This window comes from Belnapia sp. (assembly GCF_059504005.1).
In genome coordinates this window covers 185,362-211,655 of sequence record NZ_JCACHU010000166.1, presented here as the reverse complement: position 1 = coordinate 211,655, position 26,294 = coordinate 185,362, and the positions used below count along the sequence as shown (strand labels likewise).

Genomic DNA, 26,294 nt, shown 5'->3' with positions numbered 1-26,294 from the left:
GCCTGCGTCACCCCTTGACGGCGCCTGGCCGGCAGGGGACGGATGCGCCATGCTGGACAAGACCCTCACCCCGGGCAGTTTCGAGACCCGCCTCTACGAAGGCTGGGAGAGCTCGGGCGCCTTCGCCTGCGACCCGGCCTCGGCCGCCGCGCCCTTCACCATCATGATCCCGCCGCCGAACGTCACCGGCAGCCTCCACATGGGTCATGCGCTGACCTTCACCATCCAGGACACGCTGGTCCGCTGGCGGCGGATGCAGGGGCGCGACGCGCTCTGGCAGCCCGGCACCGACCATGCCGGCATTGCCACGCAGATGGTAGTGGAGCGCCTGCTCGCCACGGAGGGCAACCAGGACCGGCGCAGCATGGGCCGCGCCGCCTTCCTCGACCGCGTCTGGCAGTGGAAGGCCGAGAGCGGCGGCACCATCACCAAGCAGCTCCGCCGGCTGGGGGCCAGCCTCGACTGGCCGCGCGAGCGCTTCACCATGGATGAGGGCCTGTCAAAGGCCGTCCGCGAGGTCTTCGTCACCCTGCACAAGCAGGGGCTGATCTACCGGGACCGCCGCCTGGTCAACTGGGACCCCAAGCTGCAGACGGCGATCTCCGACCTCGAGGTCGAGAGCCGCGAGGTGAAGGGCAGCCTCTGGCACATCCGCTATCCCGTCGAGGGCGGCGGCGAGATCGTGGTGGCGACGACGCGCCCGGAGACCATGCTGGGCGACACCGCGGTTGCCGTCCATCCCGGGGATGACCGCTTCGCTGCCTTGGTCGGCAAGCAGGTGATTCTCCCGCTCACCGCCCGCCGCATCCCCATCATCGCCGACGAGTACTCCGACCCGGAGAAGGGCACCGGCGCGGTGAAGATCACCCCGGCGCACGACTTCAGCGATTTTGAGGTCGGAAAGCGGCACGGCCTGCCGATGCTCGACATTCTCGATGCGGAAGGGCGCATCGATCTCGGCGCGATAGGCTTTGACCTGTTCCTCGAAGGCACCGAGCGCGAGTTCCTCCAGCAGCTCGACGGCCAGGACCGGTTCGTGGCCCGGAAGGCAATTGTCGCCAAGTTGGAAGAGCTTGGTTTCCTGGTTCGGGTCGAGCCACATGTCCATCAGGTCCCGCATGGAGACCGCGGTGGCGTGCCGCTCGAGCCCAGGCTCACGGTGCAATGGTATGTCGATGCGGCGACGTTGGCGAAGCCGGCGATCGAGGCCGTGGAGTCCGGCCGCACGCAGTTCGTCCCGAAGCAGTGGGAGAACACCTTCTTCGCGTGGATGCGGGAGATCCAGCCATGGACCGTCTCGCGCCAGCTTTGGTGGGGACATCGGATCCCGGCCTGGTACGGGCCAGGCACTAGCGAGGACGGGTTCCGAGAAGTCTTCGTGGCGAGAACCGAAGCGGAGGCGCGGCAACTACTGGCTGAGAAATACGGTCCCGAATTCGCTGCCGGCTACGATCTTGAGCGCGACCCGGACGTGCTCGACACCTGGTTCAGCAGCGCCCTCTGGCCCTTCTCGACCTTGGGCTGGCCCGACAGGACGCCCGAGCTCGACCGCTACTACCCCGGCGACGTGCTGGTCACCGGCTTCGACATCATCTTCTTCTGGGTCGCCCGGATGATGATGATGGGACACCACTTCATGGGCGATGTCCCCTTCCGCCAGGTCTACATCCATGGCCTCGTCCGCGACGAGAAGGGCCAGAAGATGTCGAAGTCGAAGGGGAACGTCATGGACCCCCTGGAGCTGATCGATGCCTACGGCGCCGACGCGCTTCGCTTCACCATCTGCGCGCTCACCGGCCCCGGCCGCGACGTGAAGCTCGGCCGCAAGCGCGTCGAGGACTACCGCAGCTTCGCCACCAAGCTGTGGAATGCCGCCCGCTTCTGCGAGATGAACGGCATCGCGCCCCAGCCCGGCTGGGATCCCGCCGAGGCGCGGACGCCGCTCGCCCGCTGGCTGCTCGACGCCGCCAACACTGCCGTGGCGGAGGCGGATGCGGCCCTCGAGGCCTACCGCTTCGACGACTACGCGGCCGCCTGCTACCGCTTCGTCTGGGGCAGCTTCTGCGACTGGTTCCTCGAATTCGCCAAGCCCGTCTTCAACGGCCCGGACGGCGCCGAGAAGGACGAGGTGAAGGGCGCCGCGCAGCATGTCCTCGGCCTGATCCTCCGCCTGCTCCATCCGGCAATGCCCTTCGTCACCGAGGAGCTCTGGGACCGCTTCGGCTATGGCCCGGAGTGCAGCCTCATCCGTGCCCCCTGGCCGGCGCCGATGCCCGTCGCGGAGGCGGAGGCGGCGCGGGAGGAGCTGGACTGGATCGTCCGCCTCATCTCCGAGCTGCGTGCCGTCCGCGCCGAGGTGAACATCGCCCCCTCCATCACCACGCCGCTGCTGGTGAAGGACGCGGCGCCGGAAAACTTGGCCCGCGCCGCACGCTGGATCGAGGCGGTGCGCCGCCTGGGCCGCGTCACCGAGATCGTGCCGCTGGAGGGCGAGGTGCCAAAGGGCGTCGCCCAGGCCGTGCTCGGCGAGGCAACGCTGATCCTGCCGCTCGCCGGCGTCATCGACCTCGCCGCCGAGCGCGCCCGCCTCGCCAAGGACCGCGCCAAGGCCGAGGCCGAGGCGAGGAAGGTGGAGGCGAAGCTCGCCAATGCCGACTTCGTCGCCCGCGCCAAGGAGGAGGTGGTCGAGGAGAACCGCGAGCGCCTGGCCAATTTCCAGGCCGAGATGGCCCGCCTCGACGCCGCCATGGCGCGGCTCGCGGGGTAGCCCCTGCCGCATCGGGCCGAGGGTGCCGCCATGGCACCCTGGCCGGTGGCATCCCATGGCGTCCTATGCCAGCCTCGGGCCAACCGAGGAGGACCGCCGCCATGACCGAATGGGACAAGTCGAAGCTCCCCAGCCGCCACACCACGGTCGGCCCCGAGCGCGCCCCGCACCGCAGCTACTACTATGCCATGGGCCTAACCGAGGCCGAGATCGCCCAGCCCTTCGTCGGCGTCGCCACCTGCTGGAACGAGGCTGCGCCCTGCAACATCGACCTCCACCGCCAGGCGCAGAGCGTCAAGCAGGGCGTGAAGGCGGGCGGCGGCACGCCCCGCGAGTTCACCACCATCACCGTCACCGACGGCATCGCCATGGGCCACCAGGGGATGAAGTCCTCGCTCGCCTCGCGCGACGCCATCGCCGACACGGTGGAGCTGACGGTCCGCGGTCATTGCTACGATGCGCTGGTCGGCCTCGCCGGCTGCGACAAGTCGCTGCCGGGGATGATGATGGCGATGCTCCGGCTGAATATCCCCTCCGTCTTCATGTATGGCGGCTCGATTTTGCCGGGCACCTACAAGGGCCGCGACGTCACCGTGGTCGATGTCTTCGAGGCGGTCGGCCAGCACGCCGCCGGCAACCTCTCGGACGAGGAGCTGCACGAGCTCGAATGCGTCGCCTGCCCCTCGGCCGGCGCCTGCGGCGGCCAGTTCACCGCCAACACCATGGCGACGGTCTCGGAGGCGATCGGCCTCGCGCTCCCCGGCTCCGCCGGCACGCCGGCCCCCTTCGAGGAGCGCGACCGCTGGGCGGCGGAGTCAGGGCGGGCGGTGATGGAGCTGGTGCGCCGCAACCTCCGCCCGCGTGACATCGTCACGCTGAAGTCGCTGGAGAATGCCGCCGTCATCGTCGGCGCCACGGGCGGCAGCACCAATGCCGGGCTGCATCTGCCCGCCATCGCGCATGAGGCCGGCCTCCGCTTCACCATGGACGACGTTGTCGCCATCATGCGCCGCACGCCCTACATCGCCGACCTGAAGCCGGGCGGGAAATACGTCGCCTACGATGTCCACAAGGTCGGTGGCATCCCGGTCATCATCAAGGCGCTGCTGGATGCCGGCCTGCTGCATGGCGACTGCATGACCGTCACCGGCCGGACGCTCGCCGAGAACCACAAGGACGTCGTCTTCCCCGAGAACCAGGACGTCATCTACCCGGTGAGCCAGGCGCTCTCCCCGACCGGCGGCGTCGTCGGCCTCAAGGGCAACCTCGCCCCCGACGGCGCCATCGTGAAGGTCGCCGGGATGAAGACCCTCCGCTTCGAGGGCACCGCCCTCTGCTTCGACAGCGAGGAGGAGGCCTTCCAGGCCGTCGAGCAGCGCGCCTACAAGCCGGGCGACGTCATCGTCATCCGCTACGAGGGCCCGAAGGGCGGGCCGGGCATGCGCGAGATGCTCTCCACCACCGCCGCTATCTACGGCCAGGGCATGGGCGAGAGCGTGGCGCTCATCACCGACGGGCGGTTCAGCGGCGCCACGCGCGGCTTCTGCATCGGCCATGTCGGGCCGGAAGCGGCGGTCGGCGGCCCCATCGCCCTGCTCCGCAACGGCGACCGCATCGTCATCGACGCCGAGCGCGGCACGATCGACATGCTGGTCGAGGAGGCGGAGCTCGCCCGCCGCCGCGCCGCCTGGCAGCCCCGCCAAACGGACTACAATGCGGGCGCCCTCTGGAAATACGCCCAGTTGGTCGGCCCCGCCCATCTCGGCGCCGTCACACATCCGGGCGGCGGGGCGGAGACGCATTGCTACGCCGACCAGTAGCGCGTGCTGCGCCGGCGGGGACGCGCGGATGGCGGGAGTTTCATCGGCCATGCCCAGCTTTGGTCACAGAGTCCGCGTCTCAATTGGCGCATGTCACGAGGAATGGCCGCCATGAAACGAGCCCTGCTGCCGCTGCTGCTCCTGCCGGCGCTCGCCCTGCTGTCCGGCTGCGTCGTCGCCCCGGCCCGGCCCTACTACGCCAGGCCCTACTATTACGCGCCGCCCCCGCCGCCGCCGGCCGTCTATTACGGGCGTCCCTACGGGTACGGGTATGGCTGGCGTCGCTGGTAGGCAAGGGCAGGGATGCGGGCCTGAGCTGGCAGGCCCTAGCGCAGCTCCACCCAGACAGGCGCATGGTCGCTCGGCTGGTCCTCCGACCGGGCGACCGTGTCCACCCCGCAGCCCGCCAGCCGCTCCGCCAGCTCCGGGCTGAGCAGGGCGTGGTCGATGCGCAGCCCGCGGTTCATGTTGAAGGCCGGCCCGTAGTCCCAGTAGGTGAAGGGCGCTTCCTGCGGGTGCAGCGCCCGCAGCGAGTCCGTCATCCCGATATGGGTGATGGCACGGAAGTGGGCCCGGGTTTCGGGATGTACCAGCGCATCCGTGGCCGGCAGCGCCCCGGGCGAGAGGTCCGCCTCGGTCGGGCAGACATTAAAGTCGCCAAGCACCGCAACCGGGATGAAGGCGTCGAGCCGCGCCGCCACCCAGTCCCGCAGCCGTTCCATCCAGCGCAGTTTGTACTGGAAGCCGGCCCCGCCGCCCGAATTCCCGTTCGGCAGGTAGATCCCGGCCGCCTCCATCCCCGCCGCCCGGACGGCGACGAAGCGGGCATGGTCGTCCTCCGCCTCGCCCGGCAGGGACTCGCCCGTGACCTCGAACTCCACGCGGCCGAGCACGGCGACGCCGTTGCGCCCGCCCGGCTGCCCGATGGCCTGGATGCGGTAGCCGCTGCCCTCGAAGTCGCCCTGCGGGAACTCATCGGACCTGCATTTCAGCTCCTGCAGGAAGAGCAGGTCCGGCTGATGCCGCTCGAGGAAGCGCCGCACATGCGGCGCCCGGCGGCGGATCGAGTTCACGTTGAAGCTGGCGAGGCGAAGCATGGCCCCACCATCGCCGGAAGCGGAGCGCTTGGTAAGGGGGAAGGGGCGGCCTCTACCCGACCGCGAAGCTCACCCCGCAGCCGCAGCCCGAGACCGCCTGCGGGTTGCGCACCACGAAATGCGCCCCGATCAGCGCATCGTTCCAGTCCAGCTCGGACCCTGCCAGCAGGTCGAGCGAGACGCTGTCGACGAAGACCCGGACGCCGGCGGCCTCCACCACCAGGTCGTCCGCCGCCGGGCCCTCCTCCAGCGCGAAGCCGTACTGGAAGCCGGAGCATCCCCCGGCGCTCACCGAGACGCGAAGCCCCGCCTCCGGCCGACCCTCGCGGCGGACGATGTCGGCGACCTGGGCGGCGGCGCGTGGGGTCACACGGAAACGGGGAAGGTCAGCACCATCGGGCATGAGCAGGGTCTCGATCAGCTTCGCCCCCAAGATAAGGTCGCCGGGCCCTGATTTCCAACCTTGCCCCCGCACATGCTAGGCAGCGCCATGCCCCCCGAATCCCGCGCAGCCTGGGCCGTCGATCCCCGCCACTCCCGCGGCCGGCTGCATCCGGAGCCCGCCGATGCCCGCTCCCCCTGGCAGCGCGACCGCGACCGCATCATCCACACCGGCGCCTTCCGCCGGCTGCAATACAAAACCCAGGTCTTCATCTTCCACGAGGGCGACTACTTCCGCACCCGGCTGACCCACAGCCTCGAAGTCGCGCAGATCGCCCGCAGCCTGGCCCGCCGCCTCCGCCTCGACGAGGATCTGGCGGAGGCGCTGGCGCTGGCCCATGACCTCGGCCACCCGCCCTTCGGCCATGCCGGGGAGGAGGCGCTCGACAGCCAGATGCGCCCCTATGGCGGCTTCGACCACAACGCCCAGTCGCTGAAGGTCGTGACCACGCTCGAGGCCCGCTATGCCAGCTTCGACGGCCTCAACCTGTCCTGGGAAACGCTGGAGGGCCTGGCCAAGCACAACGGGCCGCTCCGCCGCCCCTCCGCCTTCATCGCCGAGTACGACCGCCGCCACCCGCTCGACCTCACGACACACGCCTCGGCCGAGGCGCAGGTCGCGGCGCTCGCCGACGACATCGCCTACAACAACCATGACCTCGACGACGGCATCCGTGCCCGCATCCTGACCCTCGACGACATCGCTGGCCTTCCGCTCATCGGCGACGCCTATCGGGAAGTCCTCGCCCTCCATCCCGGCCTCGCCCGCGACCGGCTGGTGACGGAGACCGTCCGGCGCGTCATCAACCTGATGATCCAGGATGTGGTGCAGGAGGCAGGCCGCCGCATCGCCGCCGTCGCCCCCCAGAGCGCCGACGACATCCGCGCCGCGGCCGAGCCGGTCATCGCCTTCTCCCGCCCCATGGCCGAGGCGAACCAGGCGATCCGCGACTTCCTCTTCACCCGCATGTACCGGCACTGGCGGGTGAACCGGGCGATGCAGAAGTCGAAGCGGGTGAGCCAGCTGCTCTTCCAGCTTCTCCATGGCGGCCCGCAGATGCTGCCGGACGACTGGCGGGCGAGGGCAGGGGAGGCGGGCAGCCCCACCTGCGCCCGCGTCGTCTGCGACTACATCGCCGGCATGACCGACCGTTACGCGCTCGAGGAGCACCGGCGGCTGACGGACCCCAATATCCCGGGCTGATCCCGCAAGGCGCATGGCAAGCCGCCCCGCCCCGCGCTAAACCGCAGCGCAGCATGACCAGCACCGACATCTTCGCGGCCCTCCGCGCCCGCACCATCGCCGCCCTGCAGGAGCTCCTGCCCGAGCTGCCCGCCGAGGCCTTCGCCAAGGTGCAGATGGAGCCGCCGCGCGACCCGGCCCATGGCGACATGGCGACCAATGCCGCCCTGGTCGCGGCGAAGCCCGCCCGTCAGCCGCCGCCGAAGCTCGCCGCCGCCCTGGCCGAGCGCCTCGCGACCCTGCCGGAGGTCGAGTCCGCCGCCCCCGCCGGCCCCGGCTTCGTCAACCTCCGCCTGCGGGAGGATTTCCTCCGCGCCCAGCTCCCGGTGATGCTGGAGGCCGCCGAGGCCTATGGCGACAGCGCCGTCGGCGCCGGCCGCCGCGCCGATGTCGAATACGTCTCCGCCAACCCGACCGGGCCGATGCATGTCGGCCATTGCCGCGGCGCCGTGGTGGGCGACGCGCTGGCCAACCTGCTCGACAAGGCCGGCTGGGCGGTCACGAAGGAGTACTACATCAACGATGCCGGGGCGCAGGTGCAAGCCCTCGCTTGGGCCGCCTACTGGCGCTACCTCCAGGCCCTCGGCACGCCGCTGACCGAGGAGGAATATGCGGCCAACACCCCCAGCGGCCTGCAATACCGCGGCGAGTACCTCATCCCCGTCGGCGAGGCGCTGAAGGCTCGCTACGGCGACGCCCTTGCCCCCGGCGCCCTCCCGGCCGACCCGGCGCTCTGGCTGGAGACCGTCCGCCCCTTCACGGTCGATGCCATGATGGCCGAGATCCGCCAGGACCTCGCCGCCCTCGGCGTCCGCCACGACGTCTTCATCAGCGAGGCGGAACTGGTCCGCGCCGGCGTCGCCGACCGCGCCATCGCCGCGCTCGCCGAGCGCGGCCTGGTCTATGAGGGCGTGCTCGAGCCGCCCAAGGGCAAGACGCCCGAGGACTGGGAGCCGCGGCCCCAGACCCTCTTCGCCTCGACCCGCTTCGGCGACGACGTGGACCGGCCGCTCCGCAAGTCGGACGGCAGCAACACCTATTTCGCCAACGACATCGGCAACCATGCCGACAAGCTGGCGCGCGGCTTCGACGAGCTGGTCCATGTCTGGGGCGCCGACCATGGCGGCTACATCAGGCGCATGCAGGCCGCCGTCGCCGCCCTCTCGGCCGACCGCCCGGTCCCGCTCGACGTGGTGCTGACCCAGATCGTCAAGGTGATGAAGGGCGGCGAGCCGGTGCGGATGAGCAAGCGCGCCGGCACCTACGTGACGCTGGCCGACCTGATCGAAGAGGTCGGGCGCGACGCCGTCCGCTTCACCATGCTGACCCGCAAGGCCGATGCGCAGATGGAGTTCGACCTCGACAAGGTGGTCGAGCAGTCGCGGGAGAATCCGGTCTTCTACGTCCAGTATGCGCATGCCCGCTGCCGCAGCGTCCTCCGCAGCGCCGGCGACCCGGCGGACCTGGCCCAGGTGCCGCTCGATTCGCTGGCGGATCCGGCCGAGCTGGCCCTGATCCGCCGCCTCACCGCCTGGCCGCGGACGGTGGAATCCGCGGCCCTGGCCCGCGAGCCGCACCGCATCGCCTTCTTTCTCCATGACTTGGCCGGCGATTTTCACGTATTGTGGAACAGGGGACGAGAGGACACGACCCTTCGCTTCATCCGGGGGGATGAGCCGGAGGCGACGCGGGCGAGGCTCGCGCTGGTTGCCGCGACGGCGACGGTCATCCGCTCGGGCCTCAGGGTGATGGGGGTCACGCCCGTCGAGGAGATGCGGTGAGCGATATCACGGTTCCATCCTGGCGCGCCCGGCCGGCCGAGCCGGGCCCGAATTGGCGCATGCTGGCGGTCGCCGGCGGCCTGCTCGGCACCCTGGCCGTGGGCGGCGCGGTCTATTGGGGCATCTCCCGCATGGGGGCCCGGGTCGTGCCGACCATCGAGGCGGATGCCCGGCCGTTGAAGATCCGCCCGGAGGCGCCGGGCGGCCTCGTCGTGCCAAACCAGGACCAGCTGGTGCTGGAGCCGCCCTCGGTCCGCCGCGCCGCCGAGCGCAACGTCACCGCGACCGCCCGGCTCGACCGCGGGCCGGAGAGCCCGGCGCTCGACCTGCTCCGCCAGCAGGCCGCCCCGCCCGCGCCCCAGGCCGCCCCGCCCGAGCCGGCCCCGTCGCCGGTCGCGCTGAACGCTGCGCCCCCGGCGCCGCTGCCCGCCCCCGTGGCCCCCGCCGCCCCGCCCTCGGTGACCGTCGCCGCGCCCGCGCCGCGCCCCGTGGCGCCGACGCCGGTCGCGGTCCCTGCGATCGCCCCGGCCGCCAGCGGGAAGGCCATGGTCCAGCTCGCCGCCCTGAGCTCCGAGGAGTCGGCCCGCGGCGAGTGGGAGCGCCTGCAGCAGCGCATCCCGGAGCTGGCCGCCTTCCAGCCCGTCATCTCCCGCATCGAGCGCGAGGGGAAGCCGCCGCTCTACCGCCTCCGTGCCGGCGGCCTGGCCAGCGCCGCCGCCGCCCGCGCCCTCTGCGCCGCGGTGCAGGCCAAGGCCGCCCCCTGCAACCCGGTCGGGGGCTGACCCAGGCATGACCCGGCCGCGCGCCGCCATCATCGGCCTCTCCGGCCATGCGCTGACGGGGGAGGAGCGGGAGCTGCTGCGCGCCGCGCCTCCCCTCGGCGTGATCCTCTTTGCCCGCAACATCGCCGATCCCGCGCAGTTGCGCGCCCTGACCGCCGCCATCTGCGAGGAGCTGGGCGAGGCCGCACCCATCCTGGTCGACCAGGAAGGCGGCCGCGTCGCCCGCCTCCGCGCCCCGCACTGGCCGGACTTCCCGCCCGCCGCCCGCTTCGAGGGCGCCGCGGAGGAGGCTGCCCGCGCCAATGCCGCGCTCCACGGCCTGATGTGCCGCGAGGCCGGCTTCGACGTGGTCTGCGCCCCGGTGCTCGACCTGCGGATGCCCGGCGCCCATGGCATCATCGGCGACCGCGCCTTCAGCGAGGACCCGGACGAGGTCGCCCGCCTCGGCCTCGCCTGGGCCGAGGGGCTGCAGCAGGCCGGCTGCATCCCGGTGCTGAAGCACATCCCCGGCCACGGCCGAGCCATGGTCGACAGCCATTACGAGCTGCCCCGCGTCACCGCCCCGCGCGAGATGCTGGTCGAGGATTGCGGTCCCTTCGCCGCGCTCGCCGACATCGCCGCCTGGGCCATGACCGCCCATATCGTCTATGAGGAGCTGGATCCGGAGCGCCCGGCCACCCTCTCCCCCGTCGTCATCGGCCAGGTGATCCGCCGCGCCATCGGCTTCCAGGGCGTGCTGGTCAGCGACGACCTCTGCATGAAGGCGCTGGAGGGCGAGCCCGGCGAGCTCGCGGCCGCCTCCATCGCCGCCGGCTGCGACCTCGTCCTGCACTGCAATGGGGTGATCGAGGACAGCGCCGCGGTCCTTGCCGGCTGCCCCTCCCTGTCCGATGCGGCCGAGGCCCGGCTGGCCGGGACCCGCGCCCGGGTGCAGGCCGCCCGCAAGGCACTCGACCCCGACGTCCTGCTCGCCCTCCTGGACGCCCGGCTCACGGCCGCCGCGTGACGGAGGGGTTTGGCTGGCTGCCGGAGCTGGCAGCCGCGGTGCTCGCCGCAATCCTGGCGATCACCCTGCATGAGGCGGCGCATGGCTATGCCGCGCTCGCCCTCGGCGACCCGACGGCGAAGCTCGCCGGCCGCCTCAGCCTCAACCCGATCCGCCATGTCGACCCGGTCGGCACCGTGCTGCTGCCCGGCATTCTGCTGCTCGGCCAGCTGCTGACCCTTGGCCGCGTCGAGTTCATGTTCGGCTGGGCAAAGCCGGTGCCGGTGAATGTTTGGGCGCTGCGCAACCCGCGCCAGGGGATGATGCTGGTCGCTGCCGCCGGCCCCCTGATGAACTTCTCCCTGGCGCTGATCGCGGGCCTCCTGGTCCATCCGCTGGTGGCGCTCAACGGCACGGCGCCGCCCGAGCTGCTGCAGTGGCTCGGCCGGTTCATCGGCAATTCCATCCTTGCCAACCTGGTCCTCGGCCTGTTCAACCTGCTGCCCGTTCCGCCGCTCGATGGCGGACGGATCGTGGCGGGCCTGCTGCCCCGGGCGCTGGCGCTGCCCTATATGCGGCTGGAGCGCTGGGGCATCCTCATCGTACTCTTCGGCGTCTTCCTGCTGCCCCGAGTCGCGGAAGGCGTCGACCCGGTCGGCTGGGCACTGCGCAACGTGATCGCCCAGGCCTTCGACCTCGTGCTGCTGCTCACGGGCAATGGGGGAGGGGGCGAATGACCCAGCTGGTCCTGCATCTCCGCCTCGACGGCTTCGAAGGCCCGCTCGACCTGCTGCTCGACCTGGCGCGGGCGCAGAAGGTCGATCTCGAGAAGATCTCCATCATCGCGCTCGTCGACCAGTTCCTCGCCGTGCTGGAGCAGGCCCGCCGCGTCCGGCTGGAGCTCGCGGCCGACTGGCTGGTGATGGCCGCCTGGCTCGCTTGGCTGAAGTCCCGCCTGCTGGTCCCGCCCGATCCGGCAGAGGAAGTCGACGCCGAGGCCCTCGCCTCCGCGCTGACCGACCGCTTGGCCGAGCTGGAGCGGATGCGCCTCGCCGCCGCCTGGCTGGCAGGGCGCTGCCAGCTCGGCCGCGAGGTCTTCGGCCGCGGCGCCGCCGAGCAGCTCAGGGTCGAGGATCGCAGCGGCCTCCATGCCGACCTGCCCGCCCTGCTCCAGGCCTATGCCGCCGCCCGCCGCCGGGCCCTGGCCCGCCGCCCCTACACCCCGAAGCACCGCAAGCTCTGGACGGTGCAGGATGCGCTGGCGCGGCTCGGCCGGCTGATCGGCGCCCTGCCGGACTGGGCGGTGCTGCACCGCTTCCTCCCCGAGGGCCTGACCGACCCCGTGGAGCAGCGCGCGGCGCTGGCCAGCACCCTGATCGCCGCCCTCGAGACCGCTCGCGGCGGCGCCATCGAGCTGCAGCAGGACCGGGCCTTCGGCCCCATCCTGGTCCGCCGCGCCGCCCCGATCGAAGCGATGCCCGATGTCCGAGCTGCCTGAGCCCGCCGAACCGCCTCCCGAGCCCTTGGCCGAGCCCATGGCCGAACCCGCCGCCGAGGCGGACCCGGCGCTCTTCGCCCATGCCCTCCGCATCGCCGAGGCGCTGATCTTCGCCAGCGACCGGCCGATCGCGCCCACGAGGCTGGCGCAAGCCCTGCCCGCCGGCATCGACCCGCGCGCCGTCATTACCTCGCTGATGGCGACGACGGCCGGCCGGCCGGTGGAGCTGGTCGAGGTCGCCGGCGGCGTCGCCTTCCGCACCGCGCCCGAGCTGGCGCCGGCCATCACCAAGGTGGTCGAGGTCCCCCGCCGCCTGCCGCGGGTGGCGATGGAGACGCTGGCCATCATCGCCTACCACCAGCCGGTCACGCGGGCCGAGATCGAGGAGATCCGCGGCGCCTCCCTCTCCCAGTCGACCCTCGAAGCCCTGCTGGAGGTGGGCCTCATCGCCCCGCGCGGCCGCAAGGAAGTCCCCGGCCGCCCGAGCCTCTGGGGCACCACGTCCCGCTTCCTCGAGCAGTTCGGCCTGAAGGCGCTGACCGACCTGCCGCGCCGCGAGGAGTTGGTGAGCGAGCCGGCCTCCCCGCTCTCGGCATGAGCCTCCGCCTCAGCGGCATCCGCCACGCCTATGGGGCGCGGGAGATCCTGCGCGGCATCGACCTCGAGGTCCCAGCCGGCGAGATCCTCTGCCTGCTCGGCCCTTCGGGCGACGGCAAGACCACGCTGCTCCGCCTCGTCGCCGGCCTTGAGCCGCTCCAGGCCGGCCGGATCGAGCTGGACGGCACCCCGCTGGCCGAGCCGGGCCGCGAGCTGCCGCCCGAAGCCCGGCGGATTGGCTTCGTCTTCCAGGACTATGCGCTCTTCCCCCATCTGACAGTCGCCGGCAACGTCGCCTTCGGCCTCGGCGCAGCCCCGCGCGGCGAGCGCGCCTGGCAGGTGGCCGAGGCCCTGGCCCGGGTCGGGCTGGAGGCGCTGGCCAATGCCTATCCCCACACCCTCTCGGGCGGCCAGCAGCAGCGGGTCGCGCTGGCCCGGGCCCTCGCGCCCCGCCCGCACGCCCTGCTGCTGGACGAGGCCTTCGCCAGCCTCGACGCCCGGCTCCGCGAGCAGGTGCGGGACGACACGCTGCATGTCCTGCAATCCGCCGGCATCCCCGCCCTCATCGTCACCCACGATGCGGAGGAGGCGATGTTCCTTGCCGACCGCATCGCGCTCCTGCAGGAGGGCAGGGTGGTCCAGCTCGGCACGCCGGAGGAGCTCTATCTCCGCCCGGCCAGCCCCTTCGTCGCCACCTTCCTCGGCGAGGTGAACCGCCTGCCCGCCCGCATCCGCGCCGGCCGGGCCGAGACCGCGCTCGGCCCGCTCCCCTCCACCCTGCCCGACGGGCCGGCCGAGCTGCTGCTGCGCCCCGAAGGCCTCCGCCTCGGCGCCGCCGAGGGCCCCCTGGCCCGCGTCGAGGCCTGCCGCCTGCTCGGCGCCACCAGCCTTGCCCATCTCGCCCTGCCGGACGGGGCGGGCGGGACGCTCCACCTGCATGCGCGGCTGCCGCCCGGCCTGCCGCTCCGGCGTGGAGAGGAGGTGAAGCTCGCGTTGGATCCCGAACGCGCCTTCGTATTTCCTGCCCCCGCTCCCTAGATTGGCGCAGGCGGTCTATCCTGCTAACGGAGGCGGCCCGCGCGACGAGGCGCGGCCGGAGACACGATGTTCGATCTAGCCTGGTCCGAGATTGCCCTGATCGGCGTGGTGGCGCTCGTCGTCATCGGCCCGAAGGACCTGCCGGAGGCCATCCGCGGCGTCGCCCGCGGCATCGCCAAGCTGCGCCGCATGGCCAGCGAATTCCAGGGCCAGGCCGACGAGCTGGTGCGCGAGGCCAATCTCGACGAAGTGCGGCAATCCATCAACGAGATCCGCCGCTTCAACGTCCGCGACGAGCTCACCCGGGCGGTGGACAAGGACGGCTCCATCCGCCGGACCTTCACCGAGGATCCGCTGAAGCCGAACTACACGCCGCCCGCCGCCCCGGCCGCCGCGCCCGAGCCGGAGAGCTTCGGCCCGCCGGCCCCGCCCGCGCCCGAGCCGGAACGCCCCGCCGCCCCGGCCTTCATCCCGCCCGGCGCCGTGCCGAAGCCCGCCGCGGAGGCCGCGCCACCGGCCCCGCCCGCCTTCGTGCCGCCAGCCGGGCCGGCCCCGGCCCAACCGACCCAACAGAGCTGAGCACCCGCACCCGTGCCGCGCGACCCGGACGATTCCATCGACGACAAGCCGATGCCGCTGCTCGACCACCTGATGGAGCTGCGCACGCGGCTCCTCTGGTCGGTCGGCGCCTTCGCCATCGCCTTCGCCGTCTGCTACTACTTCTCCGCCCAGATCTACGGCTTCCTGGCCCGGCCGCTGGCCGACATCCTGCAGGCGCAGGGCCATGGCGAGCGGCGGATGATCTTCACCGCCCTCTACGAGGCCTTCTTCACCTACTTGAAGGTCGCCTTCTTCGGCGCGGTGTTCTTCAGCTTCCCGATGTGGGCGACGCAGCTCTGGCTCTTCGTCGCGCCCGGCCTCTATCGCAGCGAGAAGCGGGCGATCACGCCCTTCCTCGTCGCCTCGCCCTTCCTCTTCGTCCTGGGCTCGGCGCTGGCCTACTACTTCATCTTCCCGCTCGCCTGGCGCTTCTTCATCACCTTCGAGACGCCGCCGGGCGAGGGCGCGCTGCCGATCCAGCTCGAGGCCAAGGTCAGCGAATACCTCTCGCTGGTCATGCAGATGATCCTCGCCTTCGGCATCGCCTTCCAGCTGCCGGTGCTGCTGACGCTGCTTTGCCGCGTCGGCATCCTCAGCGTGGAGACGCTGAAGAAGGGGCGCCGCTATGCCATCGTTGGCATGTTCATCTTCGCCGCAGTGATCACGCCGCCCGACGTCATCAGCCAGATCGGCCTCGCCGTGCCGATGATCGCCCTCTACGAGATCTCGATCCTCGCCGCGACCTGGATGGGGCGGAAGAGGGATGGCGGGACGAAGACCTGACCCATGCATGACATCCGCGCCCTCCGCGCCGACCCGGCAGGGTTCGACGCCGCCATGGCCCGCCGGGGCCTCGCCCCGGTCAGCGCCGAGCTCCTCGCGCTCGACGCCGCCCGCCGCGAGCAGGTGACGCGCCAGCAGGAGGCGCTGACCCGCCGCAACGAGCTGGCCAAGCAGATCGGCATGCTCAAGCGCAAGGGCGAGGATACGGCGGCGCTCGAGGACGAGGCCCGCGACCTCCGCCAGTTCCTCGAGGCCTTCGAGACCCAGCGCTTCGAGATCGACGACCGTCTCGCCACGCTGCCCAACATCCTCGATGGCGACGTTCCCGACGGCCGCGACGAGGCCGACAACGTCGTGCTCCACCAGCATGGCGAGCCGCCGCGGCCGAACTTCGCCCCGAAGCAGCATTTCGAGCTGGGCGAGGCGCTCGGGCTGATGGATTTCGCCGCCGCCGGCAAGCTCGCCGGCGCCCGCTTCACCGTCCTCCGCGGGGCGCTGGCCCGGCTGGAGCGCGCCCTCGGCCAGTGGATGCTGACGCTCCACACGACCGAGCATGGCTATACCGAGACGGCGGTGCCCTATCTGGTCAACGCCGCCACCATGTACGGCACCGGCCAGCTGCCGAAATTCGAGGAAGACCTCTTCAAGACGACAGATGGCCGCTACCTCATCCCGACCGCCGAGGTGCCGCTGACCAACCTGGTCCGCGACGAGATCGTCCCCGAGGCGGCGCTGCCCCTCCGCTACACCGCCCTGTCGCCGAGCTTCCGCTCGGAGGCCGGCAGCGCCGGGCGCGACACGCGCGGCATGCTGCGCCAGCACCAATTCCACAAGGTCGAGCTGGTCTCCGTCACCCACCCCGAGGACAGCGCGGCGGAGCAGGAGCGGATGACGGGCTGCGCCGAGCGGGTGCTGACCGAGCTCGGCCTCACCTGGCGCCGGGTGGTGCTCTGCGCCGGCGATACCGGCTTCGGCGCGGCCAAGACCTACGACCTCGAGGTCTGGCTGCCGGGGCAGGGGGCCTGGCGGGAGATCTCCTCCTGCTCCAACTGCCGCGACTTCCAGGCGCGGCGGATGAATGCCCGGATGAGGCCCGCAGAGGGCCCAGAGGGGAAGAAGCCCAATGTCTTCCTGCACACGCTGAACGGCAGCGGCGTCGCCGTCGGCCGCGCCCTCATCGCGGTGATGGAGACGCACCAGCAGGAGGATGGCAGCATCAAGGTGCCCGACATCCTGCGCCCCTGGATGGGCGGGCTGGAGCGGATCGCCTGACCCGGACGGTCAGGCCGGCACCCCCATCCGTCCTGCCAGGTCCTGGATGAACTGCCAGGCCACCCGCCCCGAACGCGCCCCGCGGGTGACGGACCATTCATTCGCCTGCCGCCGCAGCTCCGCCTCCTCGAGGTCGAGCCCCAAGGCTCGCGCATAGCCCTCGACCATGGCGAAGTAGGTCGGCTGGTCGCAATTGTGGAAGCCGAGCCAGAGCCCGAAGCGGTCGCTGAGCGAGACCTTCTCCTCTACCGCCTCGCCCGGGTTGATGGCGGTGCTGCGCTCATTCTCGATCATGTCGCGCGACATCAGGTGGCGCCGGTTGCTGGTGGCGTAGAACAGCACATTGGCCGGCCGCCCCTCGATCCCGCCATCGAGCACGCTCTTCAGCGCCTTGTAGTCGGCATCCTCCCGCTCGAAGGAGAGGTCGTCGCAGAAGACGAGGCAACGCCGCGGCTGCGCGCGGAGGATGTTCAGCAGCGCCGGCAGGCTGCGGATGTCCTCCCGCTGGATCTCGATCAGCGCCAGGCTGCCTGCCCGCTCGGCCAGCGCCGCGGCATGGGCGGCCTTGACGAGAGAGGACTTCCCCATCCCCCGCGCGCCCCAGAGCATCACGTTGTTGGCCGGGACGCCTCGGGCGAAGCGCAGCGTGTTCTCGAGCAGAATGCCCTTCTGCCGGTCCACCCCCTGCAGCAGCCCGATCTCGACGCGTGCCACCTTCGGCACCGGCGACAGACGCGCCACCGGCTCCGGGTGCCAGACGAAGGCATCCGCCCCCTCCAGCGAGGGCGCGGGCGGCGGCGGCGGCGCCAAGCGCTCCAGCGCCTCGGCGATGCGGGTCAGCAGGGCGGTATCCATGCGGCATTCCAGTTACAAGGGACCAGTACGGGGGAGGCTTGACGGGCGGGGGGCGAAAGCTAGTTTGCGCCCGCCGCATACGGCAAGCCGGCCCAACAAGGAAATTGCCCGGGATGCTGATCTCCCCCGCCTACGCCCAGGACGCCGGCGGCGCCGCCGCGCTCATCACGCAGATCGCGCCGCTGCTGCTCATCTTCGGCGTCTTTTACTTCCTGCTGATCCGTCCGCAGCAGAAGAAGCAGCGCGAGCACCGCGCCCTGCTCGCCTCCCTCAAGCGCGGCGACCGCGTGCTGACCGCCGGCGGCATCATCGCCAAGGTGGTCACCGTGAAGGAGGGCGTGGACGAGGTGGAGGTGGAGATCGCCCCCAATGTCCGCGTCAGCGTGCTGCGCCAGACCATCGGCGACGTGCTGAAGCCGATCGGGGCCGAGACCAAGGCGTGATCCGGCGCCGGGCGCTGGCGGCGCTGCTGCTGCCCGCCCCGGCACTCGCGGCCGAGCCGGAGGCCCGGCGCGCCGAAGGCGGCACGCTGGTGCAGCTCGCCGCCGAGCCGGCCGTCTCGCTGCCGCTGCGCGGCGCCGCCCGCGGCCGCCAGCAATCGGTCTACGAGGGCCTGCGCCTGCTCGGGCCCCCGGTCGCCCTGGTTGCCGGACGTTGGCTCGTCGGCTGGGGCAGGGAGGGCGAGCGCGGCCTCTTCCTCGCCTTCGACTGGCGGGCCGAGCAGCTCTTCCTCCTGCTGCTCATCGATGGCAAGCCGGTCTACCTCGCCCCCTCCCGCCAGTCCCGCTGGCCCGAGGGGCTGGCCGTGCCCTTCGGCCGCTTCGCCCCCGACCTTGCCCGCCCTCCGGTCTTCGCCGACTAGGGGACCGCCCCGTGCCCTCGGCAGGGGTGCGGCCGACCCCATCTTGGCATGATTCCCCAACAATCGAGGAGCCGCCGATGTCCGACCCGAAGACCCTGCTGCAGATGGCCGGCGCCCCGCTGGCCCCACCGCCGCTCGCCGATGCCGTCCTCGTCGTGGTCGACGCCCAGGGCGAGTACCGCACCGGCAAGCTTCCGCTGGAGGGGATCGAGCCCGCGCTCGAGCGCCTCGCCGCGCTCCTTCAGGCCGCCCGCGCCGCGGGCACGCCGATCATCCATGTCGCCCATAAGGGCCGCCCCGGCAGCCTCTTCGACCGCGAGGCGGAAGGCGGCGCGATCGTCGCCGAGGCCGCGCCGCGGGATGCCGAGAGGGTGATCGAGAAGCCGCTGCCCAACGCCTTCGCGCAGACCGGCCTCGCCGAGGCGCTGTCCGGCATCGGCCGCCGCGAGCTCGTCCTCGCCGGCTTCCAGACGCATATGTGCATCAGCAGCACCGCCCGCGCGGCGCTCGATCTCGGCTATCGGGTGACGATCGCGGCCGATGCCGCGGCGACGCGGGCCCTGCCGGACCCGATGGGCGGCCCCGCCCTCAGCGGCGCCGAGATCCACCACGTCGCGCTTGCCGAGCTGGCGGATCGCTTCGCCGTGGTGGTGCCGGTCTCAGCCTTGCGCTGAGACCGGGCCCCTTCCGCAGCCTCAGGCCGACTGGCCGGACTTCAGGCCGCCATTCCTCAGCAGCGTCTCGACCACTTCCCAATCGACAAGCTTGTTGAGGAAGTTGTCGAGGTAGTTCGGCCGCACGTTGCGGAAGTCGAGATAGTAGGCGTGCTCCCACACGTCGACGCCGAGGATGGGCGTGCCCTCGCCGGTCGAGACCGGGTTCGCGCCGTTCGGCGTCTTGGTCACCTTCAGCTTGCCGTCGGCGCCGACGATCAGCCAGGCCCAGCCGGAGCCGAACTGCGTGACGCCGGCCTGCTTGAACGCCTCCTTGAACTGCGCGAAGCCGCCGAGGTCCTGGTCGATCTTCGCGGCGAGCGTGCCCGGCAGCTTGTCCCCGCCGCCCTTCGGCGACATCACCTGCCAGAACAGGATGTGGTTCCAGTGCTGTCCCGCCTGGTTGAGCACCGGCAGCCCGTCAGCCCCGGCCTTGCCCGCCTCGGCGACGATGTCCTCGAGCGACTTGCCGGCCAGGCCCTTGCTCTCGATCAGGCCGTTCAGCGCGGTCACATAGGCATTGTGGTGCTTGCCATGGTGCAGCTCGAGCGTCTCCTGGCACATGCCCTGGGCGGCGAGCGCGCTGGTGTCGTATGGCAGCGGCGGCAGGCTGAAGGCCATTGGGGTCTCTCCCGTTCGTGTGGGCTATGGCACCCGGCACGCCCGGGAGCTAGGGCGAGAGCTAGGCGGCGGCTTCCCGCCCGTCAAGCAAGCGGGCATGAAGCCTGCGATGCCCAGCACGCTCTCCCCCATGGGCGCCTTCGCCCGCGCGCATGACCCGGACCGCTTCCTCTGCGCGCTCTTCGCGCCGGCGGAGCGGCGCGAGGCGCTCTTCACCCTGGTCGCCTTCAACCACGAGCTCGCCCGCGCCCGCGAGGCCGCGCGCACGCCGATGATCGCCCTGATCCGCCTGCAGTGGTGGCGCGACGCGGTGGAGGAGGCGGCGACCGGCAGGCCGCCCCGCCGCCACGAGGTCGCCGGGCCGCTGCATTCTGCGATCACCGCCGGCCTGCTCGATGCCGCCGATCTCAACGCCATGGCCGATGCCCGCGAGGCCGAGGCGGAGGAGGGCGGCATCCCGACCGAGGCCGCCTTCGCCGCCTATCTCCGCGCCAGCGCCGGCGGCTTCGCGGTCGCCGCCGGCCGCCTGCTTGGCGCCGGGGGCTCGGTGCTCGCCGTGCTGCAGGAGGCGGGCGCGGCCTTCGGCCTGGCCGGCATCCTCCGCAGCACCGCCGCCCTGGCGCGCCAGGGCCGGTGCCTCCTCCCCATGGAAGCCCTGGCCGCCGAGGGCCTGGTCGCCGAGGCCGTCATCGCCGACCCCGCCAGCGCCGCCCCGGTCGTCGCCACCCTCGCGGGGCGTGGCCTGCACCAGGCCCGCAGCCTCCGCCCCCGCCCGCCGCGCGGCGCGATCGCCGCCGCCCTGCCGCTGGTGCTCGCCCGCCGCGACCTGCACCGCCTCGCCCGCGGCGAGGCCATCCCGCCGACCCGCGGCCTTGCGGACCGCCTCGCCGTCACAGCCGCCGGCCTGCTCGGCCGCGCCTGACCTAGCGCCCGCCGAGCGCCGCGAGGGTGGCGTCGTCCGCTGGCAGGAAGGCCTCCACCGCGAGTTCCGAGAGCAGGATGTCGCGCGGAGTGCCGAAGACCATGGTCGTGCTGAGGAAGCTCAGCACCCCCGCCTCCGTTGCCAGCTGGAAGGGCACCGCGATCTCGGCCGACTGCTCCGCCCGGCGGTCGGTGCTCGGCGCCGGATAGCCCATCAGCTCCTCCAGCAGCGCCGCCAGCACCGGGTCCGCCGTCTCCGTCAGCTGCCGCCGCAGCCGCGCCAGCAGATGCGCCCGCCATTCCGGCAGGTTGGCGATGCGCGGCGCCAGCCCGCGCTCGTGCAGGCTGAGCCGCAGCACGTTGACGGGCGGCTTTAGCAGCGCCGCGTCGCAGCCGGCGAGCAGCGGCCCGACCGCCGCATTCGCCGCCAGCAGGGTCCAGTGCCGGTCGATGGCGACGGCGGGGAAGGGCGCATGCCCCGCCAGCACCCGCTCTACCATCGCCCGCACCGGGCCGAGCGCGGCGTCCTCGTAGCTCCGCTCGGGGAAGACCGGCGCGAAGCCCGCCGCCAGCAGTATCCGGTTCCGCTCGCGCAGCGGCATGTCGAGCTGCTCGGCCAGCCGCAGCACCATCTCCCGGCTGGGCCGCGCCCGCCCGGTCTCGATGAAGCTCAGATGCCGCGCCGAGATCTCGGCATCGAGGGCGAGGTCGAGCTGGCTCCGCCGCCGCGCCCGCCGCCATTCCTTCAGGATCAGTCCGAAATTCCGCTGCGTCTCCATGACGCTGAGGCTACCGGCCCCCCTGCCGCGCCGCCATGACCTCCGAGGTAAGGCGGAAACAAGGCCGTGCTGCCCCGAAACCGGCACCCCGTCGCCGCGCTCGGGTCATTGCCCGGGTTTTTCATCTCCCGCAGACGGAAGCCCGCTGTCCCACCGCCGCTCCTCCGAGGAGGTCGCCATGCCCCGCAAGCTGATGAAGATCCTGGCCCTGCTCACCCTCACCGCCAGCCTCGGCGGCTGCGTCGCCTATACCGGCGGCTACAGCTACCGTCCCTATGGCTACGGCTATGGCTATGGCGGCCCGCCCCGCTACGCCTATGGCGGCGGCTACTACAACCGCGGCTATTACGGCGGCGGCTATGGCGGGGGCTACTACCGCGGCTGGCGCTGAGCCGCTGGACGCCCGGCCCCGGTCCCGGGATCATGGCAGGGGAGGAACCCTGCCATGTCCAAGCCCGCCCCGCGCCTCGTCATCCGCCAGCCCGGTGAGGGCCCGAGCTTCTGGCAGCCCGTCCCCGCCAACGGCTTCGTCCGCTGCCTGCTCGACCCGGCCGCGACCGGGGCCGAGACCCCCTTCGCCATGGGCACGCAGACGGTCGACCCCGGCTGCCACATCCGCGAGCACCTGCACGACGCGCATGAGGAGGTGATCCTCGTGCAGGAGGGCGAGGGCGAGGCGCGCATCGCCGGCGCCGCCCATCCGATGCGCCCCGGCACCTGCCTCTTCCTGCCCCGCAACCTGCCCCACGGCTTCCACAATACGGGGGCAGGGCCTCTCACCCTGGTCTGGCTGATCCTCCCCGGCGGGCTCGAGACCTTCTTCGCCCGCATCGGCCGCCCGCGCGCCGAGGGCGAGCCGCCGCCCGCGCCCTTCCCCCGCCCGGAGAACGTCGCCCAGATCGAGGCGGAGACCGTCTTCGGCCGCCTGCCCGCGTGACTGGACGCACCCCGGCCCGCCCCGCAGACTGCCGCGGATGCCTGGAGGGTTCCGGATGCGCCTCGTCGCCGCGCTGCTCGTCGCCATGAGCCTTGCCATGCCCGCCGGCGCGCAAGGCTGGGCGACGAGCTGGGCCGCCTCCGTCCAAGGCCCGTACCCCACCGGCAACCCCTCCGCCCAGCCCGACCAGCGCTTCGCCTTTCCCGACCCGGCGCGTGGGGCGAGCGACCAGACCCTCCGCCTGGTCCTCCGCCCGAGCCTCTGGGGGAGGGAGGTGCGCCTCCGCTTCTCCAACGCCTTCGGCACCCGGCCGCTGACCCTGGACGGCGTCCATATTGGCCTCCAGCTCGGCGGCGCAGCGCTGGCGCCCGGCAGCAACCAGCCCGTCCGCTTCGGTGGGCGCGAATCGCTCACCCTGCCGCCCGGCCAGAGCGCCTGGAGCGATCCCGTCACCCTCGCTTTCGTCCCGGAGACCGGGGCCGGGACCATGCAGGGCCGGAAGCTCGCCGTCAGCCTGCATGTCGCCGGCGAGAGCGGGCCGATGACCTGGCACGCCAAGGCGCTGCAGACCTCCTACGCCACGCCCCCAGGCACGGGCTCGCTCGGCCATGAGGAGGGCGAGGGGGCCTTCCCCTTCAGCACGACGAGCTGGTTCTTCCTCGACGCGCTCGATGTCCGCGCGCCGGCCGGCACGCCGGTCGTGCTCTGCCTCGGCGACAGCATCACCGACGGCACCGCCTCCACCCTCAACGGCGACGACCGCTGGCCGGACGTGCTCGGCCGCCGCCTCCTCGCCCGCTTCGGCAACCGCGTCGCCGTGGTGAATGCCGGCATCGGCGGCAACCAGGTCGCCGGCCCCGCCGAGTACTCGCCGCAGCGGCCCTTCCCCGGCGGCCCCGCCGCGGGCCAGCGGCTGGAGCGCGACGTGCTCTCCCTCTCCGGCGTCACCACGGTGATCTGGCTGGAGGGAATCAACGACTTCAGCCGCAACGGCAATGCGAGCGTCGAGACGGTCGAGGCCGCGATGCGCGACACCGTCGCCCGCCTCCGCGCCGGCCTGCCGGGCGTGCGGGTGATCGGCGCGACGCTGACCTCCGCCCTGAGCGGCGAGGGCCAGCCCCATGGCTTCCGCGAGCAGGACGCGAAGCGCCGCGCCCTCAACGACTTCATCCGGCAGGGCGGGTTGTTCGACGCCGTCATCGACTTCGACGCCGCGACGCTCGACCCGGCGACCGGCGGCATCCGCCCGGAGATGGTGCCGGAGAGCACCACGGGCGGCCCCGGCGACCGCCTCCACCCCAACCGCGCCGGCTACTTGGCGATGGCGAACAGCATCGACCTCGCCGCCTTGTTGCCGGGCCTGCGCTAGGCCAGCCCCTTCGCCTGCAACAGCGCCACAACGGCGAGCGTCGTCGAATCGGCGACCTCGCCCTCGCGGAGCATCCGCTCGAACTCCGCGGCCGGGACGCAGCGCGTCACCAGCCCCTGCTCCTCCGCCTCCAGCGCCGCCTCGCCCCGGCTCAAGCCTTCGGCGAGGAAGACATGGCAGCCCTGGGTCGAGTAGCCGTAGCCCTGAAAGAAATGCCCGGCATAGGTCACCCGCGCCGCGGCCAGCCCGGTCTCCTCCCGCAGCTCGCCCCGCGCCACCTCCGCGGGGTCGGCGCCCGGCATCTGCTCCCAGGCGCCCTGCGGCAGCTCCCAGACCCGGCGCCCGATCGGGTAGCGGTACTGCTCCACCAGATGCACCGCGCCATCCGCCTCGCGGGCCAGGATGGCGACGAAATCGGCCTTTTCCACGACGCCGTAGATGCCCTCCGAGCCATCCGGGCGGCGGATGGCGTCCTCCCGCACCCGCATCCAGCGGTTCTCGTAGACCAGCCTGGTCCCGAGCGTGACGATCTCCGGCTGGTCGGCCATCGCCTCAGCCCTGCCGCTCGGGGATGCGGACGACCAGCCCTTCGAGCGCCGGCGTCACCGCGATCTGGCAGCAGAGCCGCCGCCCCTCCGGCACGCGGCCGATCGTGTCCTCGATCATGTCCCGCTCGTCGGGCGAGGCCTCCGGCAGACGCCCGCGCCACTCCTCCGCCACATCCACCATGCAGGTCGCGCAGGCGAGCTGCCCGCCGCATTCCGCGGGCATCCCCGACAGGTCGTGGCGGATCGCCAGATGCATCACCGTCGGCGCATCCCCCGCCTCCAGCGTCTCGGCGCGCCCGTCGGGCAGGAGGAAGGTGATCTGCGGCATCGAGGGCCCTCCTTGGCGCTCCCCGGCGGAGGGTGCACCCTGCCAGCCCAGTCCCGGGGAGGAACCAGCATGGCCTACGCGCCCTTCGACCTCACAGGCAAGGTGGCGCTCGTCACCGGCGGCAATGGCGGGATCGGCCTCGGGCTGGCGGAGGCACTCGCCCAGGCCGGCGCCGACATCGCCATCTGGGGCACCAACGAGGCGAAGAACGAGACCGCCCGCGCCCGCCTCGCCGCCACCGGCCGCCGCGTCCTGGCGCTGCGCTGCGACGTGGGTGAGGAGGCCGAGGTCGAGGCCGCCTTCGCCGAGACGCTGGCACAGCTCAGCCGCGTCGATGGCTGCTTCGCCAATGCCGGCATCTCCGGCGGCCGCTCAGGCCCCTTCGTCGAGCGGACGAAGGAGCAGTGGGACCGCGTGCTGCGCGTGAACCTCACCGGCGCCTTCCTGACCTTCCGCGCGGCTGCCCGCCACATGCGCGCCCGGGCCGAGGTGGGCGACAAGGGCGGCGTGCTGGTCGGCACCGCATCGCTCGCCGCCATCGAGGGCGCGGCCCGCAACGAGCATTACGGCGCCTCCAAGGGCGGCATGGTCTCGATGATCCGGGCACTGGCCGTCGAGCATGCCCGCCACGGCATCCGCGCCCATGCCATCCTCCCCGGCTGGATCGAGACGGAGATGACCGCCCGCTCCGTCGCCGACCCGAAATTCGCCGGCAATGTGCTGCCCCGCGTGCCGATGCGCCGCTGGGGCACGGGGGAGGATTTCGGCGGCATCGGCGTCTACCTGATGAGCGCCGCCAGCGCCTTCCACACCGGCGACAGCTTCGTCATCGACGGCGGCTACTCGCTTTTCTAGGGAGGACCACCATGCCCCGCCGCTTCATCGACATCTCCGTCCCCCTCAAGGCCGGCATTCGCTCCGACCCGCCGGAAATGCTGCCGAAGATCGACTATGTCGACCACCACATGTCCGCCCCGCGCATGGCGGCCTATATGGGCGTGCCCGTCTCCGCCCTGCCCAATGGCGAGTATGCCGCCGTCGAGCGGGTCGAGATCAGCACCCATAACGGCACGCATCTCGACGCGCCCTACCACTACTTCTCCCGCATGAACGAGCGCCTGGTCCCGGGCGGCGAGCCCTCCTGGCGCATCGACGAGGTGCCGCTGGAATGGTGCCACAACCTCGGCGTGAAGCTCGACTTCCGCCACATGGAGGACGGCTACGTCGTCCAGCCCGGCGACGTCGAGGCCGAGCTAAAGCGCATCGGCCATGAGCTGAGGCCGCTCGAGATCGTCGTCGTCAACACCGCCGCCGGCACGCGCTACGGCGAGGACGACTACATCGACCGCGGCTGCGGCATGGGCAAGGCCGCGACCCTCTGGCTGCTCGAGCGCGGCATCCGCCTGGTCGGCACCGATGCCTGGTCCTGGGATGCGCCCTTCAGCCATACGCGGCGGAAGATCGCCGAGGGCGGCGATGCCTCGCTGATCTGGGAGGGCCACCGAGCCGGACGCGAGATCGGCTACTCGCATCTCGAGAAGCTGCACAACCTCGAAAGCCTGCCCGCGGACGGCTTCCAGGTCGTCTGCTTCCCGGTGAAGGTGCATCGCGGCTCGGCCGGCTGGACGCGTGCCGTCGCCATCGTCGAGGAGTGAGG

30 protein-coding genes are annotated in these 26,294 nt (G+C 72.1%); 23 read left to right on the top strand and 7 right to left on the bottom strand.

Translation table 11 applies throughout. The annotated features are described in order from the left end of the window. The first annotated feature begins 49 nt into the window (after nucleotides 1-49). The 3 genes from AC5JJ1_RS26590 to AC5JJ1_RS26580 all read left to right on the top strand — a co-directional run bounded on the left by AC5JJ1_RS26590 (nucleotide 50) and on the right by AC5JJ1_RS26580 (nucleotide 4,878). Nucleotides 50-2,767 carry a valine--tRNA ligase gene (locus AC5JJ1_RS26590; protein ID WP_495788139.1) on the top strand — a complete coding sequence of 906 codons (2,718 nt, stop codon included), beginning with the start codon at nucleotides 50-52 and terminating at the stop codon, nucleotides 2,765-2,767. A gap of 101 nt (nucleotides 2,768-2,868) precedes the next feature. After that, nucleotides 2,869-4,587 (top strand): dihydroxy-acid dehydratase, encoded by a 1,719-nt coding sequence (ilvD, locus tag AC5JJ1_RS26585; protein ID WP_495788138.1) that lies wholly within the window; start codon nucleotides 2,869-2,871, stop codon nucleotides 4,585-4,587. 111 nt (nucleotides 4,588-4,698) lie between these two features. Then, on the top strand, nucleotides 4,699-4,878 hold the full coding sequence (locus AC5JJ1_RS26580; protein WP_495788137.1) for a hypothetical protein: 180 nt from the start codon (nucleotides 4,699-4,701) through the stop codon (nucleotides 4,876-4,878). Nucleotides 4,879-4,913: 35 nt separating this feature from the next. Here AC5JJ1_RS26580 and xth read toward each other — a convergent pair whose 3' ends face one another. Next, nucleotides 4,914-5,684 carry an exodeoxyribonuclease III gene (gene xth / locus AC5JJ1_RS26575; RefSeq protein WP_495788136.1) on the bottom strand — a complete coding sequence of 257 codons (771 nt, stop codon included), beginning with the start codon at nucleotides 5,682-5,684 and terminating at the stop codon, nucleotides 4,914-4,916. A 52-nt stretch (nucleotides 5,685-5,736) separates the two neighbouring features. Further along, complete coding sequence (locus AC5JJ1_RS26570; protein WP_495788135.1) at nucleotides 5,737-6,054, bottom strand: HesB/IscA family protein; 318 nt, start codon at nucleotides 6,052-6,054, stop codon at nucleotides 5,737-5,739. Nucleotides 6,055-6,174: 120 nt separating this feature from the next. Here AC5JJ1_RS26570 and AC5JJ1_RS26565 point away from each other — a divergent pair, with 120 nt between their 5' ends. The 11 genes from AC5JJ1_RS26565 (at nucleotide 6,175) to serS (ending at nucleotide 16,704) form a co-directional block, all read left to right on the top strand. After that, nucleotides 6,175-7,329: a deoxyguanosinetriphosphate triphosphohydrolase gene (locus AC5JJ1_RS26565; protein WP_495788134.1), complete on the top strand. Its 1,155-nt coding sequence runs from the start codon at nucleotides 6,175-6,177 to the stop codon at nucleotides 7,327-7,329. Between the two features lie 53 nt (nucleotides 7,330-7,382). After that, a complete protein-coding gene (gene argS / locus AC5JJ1_RS26560; protein WP_495788133.1) occupies nucleotides 7,383-9,149 on the top strand; it encodes an arginine--tRNA ligase in 1,767 nt (588 codons plus the stop codon). Continuing rightward, nucleotides 9,146-9,931, top strand: coding sequence for an SPOR domain-containing protein (locus tag AC5JJ1_RS26555; protein WP_495788132.1), 786 nt, complete (start codon nucleotides 9,146-9,148; stop codon nucleotides 9,929-9,931). Before argS ends, AC5JJ1_RS26555 begins: the two co-directional genes overlap by 4 nt. 7 nt (nucleotides 9,932-9,938) lie before the next feature. Continuing rightward, nucleotides 9,939-10,937 carry a beta-N-acetylhexosaminidase gene (gene nagZ, locus AC5JJ1_RS26550; RefSeq protein ID WP_495788131.1) on the top strand — a complete coding sequence of 333 codons (999 nt, stop codon included), beginning with the start codon at nucleotides 9,939-9,941 and terminating at the stop codon, nucleotides 10,935-10,937. After that, nucleotides 10,934-11,653, top strand: a complete 720-nt coding sequence (locus AC5JJ1_RS26545) for a site-2 protease family protein (protein ID WP_495788130.1) — start codon at nucleotides 10,934-10,936, stop codon at nucleotides 11,651-11,653. Before nagZ ends, AC5JJ1_RS26545 begins: the two co-directional genes overlap by 4 nt. Beyond that, entirely contained in the window at nucleotides 11,650-12,414 is a 765-nt protein-coding gene (locus AC5JJ1_RS26540; RefSeq protein ID WP_495788129.1) for a segregation and condensation protein A, read from the top strand. Before AC5JJ1_RS26545 ends, AC5JJ1_RS26540 begins: the two co-directional genes overlap by 4 nt. 37 nt (nucleotides 12,415-12,451) lie before the next feature. Further along, entirely contained in the window at nucleotides 12,452-13,012 is a 561-nt protein-coding gene (gene scpB / locus AC5JJ1_RS26535; RefSeq protein ID WP_495788128.1) for an SMC-Scp complex subunit ScpB, read from the top strand. After that, nucleotides 13,009-14,049, top strand: coding sequence for an ABC transporter ATP-binding protein (locus AC5JJ1_RS26530; RefSeq protein WP_495788127.1), 1,041 nt, complete (start codon nucleotides 13,009-13,011; stop codon nucleotides 14,047-14,049). Before scpB ends, AC5JJ1_RS26530 begins: the two co-directional genes overlap by 4 nt. 66 nt (nucleotides 14,050-14,115) lie before the next feature. Next, the gene (gene tatB / locus AC5JJ1_RS26525) at nucleotides 14,116-14,628 is read left to right on the top strand and encodes a Sec-independent protein translocase protein TatB (RefSeq protein WP_495788126.1); all 513 of its coding nucleotides are present in this window, start codon (nucleotides 14,116-14,118) and stop codon (nucleotides 14,626-14,628) included. 12 nt (nucleotides 14,629-14,640) lie between these two features. Continuing rightward, nucleotides 14,641-15,432: a twin-arginine translocase subunit TatC gene (tatC, locus tag AC5JJ1_RS26520; RefSeq protein WP_495788125.1), complete on the top strand. Its 792-nt coding sequence runs from the start codon at nucleotides 14,641-14,643 to the stop codon at nucleotides 15,430-15,432. Nucleotides 15,433-15,435: 3 nt separating this feature from the next. Beyond that, the gene (gene serS, locus AC5JJ1_RS26515) at nucleotides 15,436-16,704 is read left to right on the top strand and encodes a serine--tRNA ligase (RefSeq protein ID WP_495788124.1); all 1,269 of its coding nucleotides are present in this window, start codon (nucleotides 15,436-15,438) and stop codon (nucleotides 16,702-16,704) included. Between the two features lie 9 nt (nucleotides 16,705-16,713). Here the strand turns inward: serS and AC5JJ1_RS26510 are convergent, their stop codons facing one another. Further along, nucleotides 16,714-17,559, bottom strand: a complete 846-nt coding sequence (locus AC5JJ1_RS26510; RefSeq protein ID WP_495788123.1) for an ATP-binding protein — start codon at nucleotides 17,557-17,559, stop codon at nucleotides 16,714-16,716. Nucleotides 17,560-17,672: 113 nt separating this feature from the next. Between AC5JJ1_RS26510 and yajC the strand changes: the two genes are divergently transcribed. The 3 genes from yajC (at nucleotide 17,673) to AC5JJ1_RS26495 (ending at nucleotide 19,095) form a co-directional block, all read left to right on the top strand. Next, nucleotides 17,673-18,002: a preprotein translocase subunit YajC gene (gene yajC / locus AC5JJ1_RS26505; protein ID WP_495788122.1), complete on the top strand. Its 330-nt coding sequence runs from the start codon at nucleotides 17,673-17,675 to the stop codon at nucleotides 18,000-18,002. After that, complete coding sequence (locus AC5JJ1_RS26500) at nucleotides 17,999-18,421, top strand: hypothetical protein (protein ID WP_495788121.1); 423 nt, start codon at nucleotides 17,999-18,001, stop codon at nucleotides 18,419-18,421. Before yajC ends, AC5JJ1_RS26500 begins: the two co-directional genes overlap by 4 nt. 77 nt (nucleotides 18,422-18,498) lie before the next feature. Continuing rightward, entirely contained in the window at nucleotides 18,499-19,095 is a 597-nt protein-coding gene (locus tag AC5JJ1_RS26495) for an isochorismatase family protein (protein WP_495788120.1), read from the top strand. A 21-nt stretch (nucleotides 19,096-19,116) separates the two neighbouring features. Here the strand turns inward: AC5JJ1_RS26495 and AC5JJ1_RS26490 are convergent, their stop codons facing one another. Further along, nucleotides 19,117-19,755 carry a superoxide dismutase gene (locus tag AC5JJ1_RS26490; RefSeq protein WP_495788119.1) on the bottom strand — a complete coding sequence of 213 codons (639 nt, stop codon included), beginning with the start codon at nucleotides 19,753-19,755 and terminating at the stop codon, nucleotides 19,117-19,119. Nucleotides 19,756-19,864: 109 nt separating this feature from the next. On the opposite strand from AC5JJ1_RS26490, the gene AC5JJ1_RS26485 reads away from it, so the two are divergent. Then, on the top strand, nucleotides 19,865-20,677 hold the full coding sequence (locus AC5JJ1_RS26485; protein ID WP_495788118.1) for a squalene/phytoene synthase family protein: 813 nt from the start codon (nucleotides 19,865-19,867) through the stop codon (nucleotides 20,675-20,677). 1 nt (nucleotide 20,678) lies between these two features. Here AC5JJ1_RS26485 and AC5JJ1_RS26480 read toward each other — a convergent pair whose 3' ends face one another. Beyond that, on the bottom strand, nucleotides 20,679-21,455 hold the full coding sequence (locus AC5JJ1_RS26480) for a helix-turn-helix domain-containing protein (protein ID WP_495788117.1): 777 nt from the start codon (nucleotides 21,453-21,455) through the stop codon (nucleotides 20,679-20,681). Nucleotides 21,456-21,633: 178 nt separating this feature from the next. Here AC5JJ1_RS26480 and AC5JJ1_RS26475 point away from each other — a divergent pair, with 178 nt between their 5' ends. Genes AC5JJ1_RS26475 through AC5JJ1_RS26465 form a run of 3 tightly spaced genes read left to right on the top strand, consistent with a single transcriptional unit; the run spans nucleotide 21,634 to nucleotide 23,761 of the window. Continuing rightward, nucleotides 21,634-21,846 (top strand): hypothetical protein, encoded by a 213-nt coding sequence (locus AC5JJ1_RS26475; RefSeq protein WP_495788116.1) that lies wholly within the window; start codon nucleotides 21,634-21,636, stop codon nucleotides 21,844-21,846. Nucleotides 21,847-21,900: 54 nt separating this feature from the next. Then, complete coding sequence (locus tag AC5JJ1_RS26470; protein WP_495788115.1) at nucleotides 21,901-22,392, top strand: cupin domain-containing protein; 492 nt, start codon at nucleotides 21,901-21,903, stop codon at nucleotides 22,390-22,392. 55 nt (nucleotides 22,393-22,447) lie between these two features. Next, complete coding sequence (locus tag AC5JJ1_RS26465; protein ID WP_495788114.1) at nucleotides 22,448-23,761, top strand: GDSL-type esterase/lipase family protein; 1,314 nt, start codon at nucleotides 22,448-22,450, stop codon at nucleotides 23,759-23,761. Here the strand turns inward: AC5JJ1_RS26465 and AC5JJ1_RS26460 are convergent. After that, nucleotides 23,758-24,309 carry an NUDIX domain-containing protein gene (locus AC5JJ1_RS26460; protein WP_495788113.1) on the bottom strand — a complete coding sequence of 184 codons (552 nt, stop codon included), beginning with the start codon at nucleotides 24,307-24,309 and terminating at the stop codon, nucleotides 23,758-23,760. The genes AC5JJ1_RS26465 and AC5JJ1_RS26460 overlap by 4 nt on opposite strands. A 4-nt stretch (nucleotides 24,310-24,313) precedes the next feature. After that, nucleotides 24,314-24,637, bottom strand: coding sequence for a 2Fe-2S iron-sulfur cluster-binding protein (locus AC5JJ1_RS26455; protein ID WP_495788112.1), 324 nt, complete (start codon nucleotides 24,635-24,637; stop codon nucleotides 24,314-24,316). Nucleotides 24,638-24,706: 69 nt separating this feature from the next. Between AC5JJ1_RS26455 and AC5JJ1_RS26450 the strand changes: the two genes are divergently transcribed. Both AC5JJ1_RS26450 and AC5JJ1_RS26445 read left to right on the top strand, forming a co-directional pair. Next, entirely contained in the window at nucleotides 24,707-25,492 is a 786-nt protein-coding gene (locus AC5JJ1_RS26450; protein WP_495788111.1) for an SDR family NAD(P)-dependent oxidoreductase, read from the top strand. 11 nt (nucleotides 25,493-25,503) lie between these two features. After that, nucleotides 25,504-26,292: a cyclase family protein gene (locus AC5JJ1_RS26445; RefSeq protein ID WP_495788110.1), complete on the top strand. Its 789-nt coding sequence runs from the start codon at nucleotides 25,504-25,506 to the stop codon at nucleotides 26,290-26,292. Nucleotides 26,293-26,294: the final 2 nt, after the last annotated feature.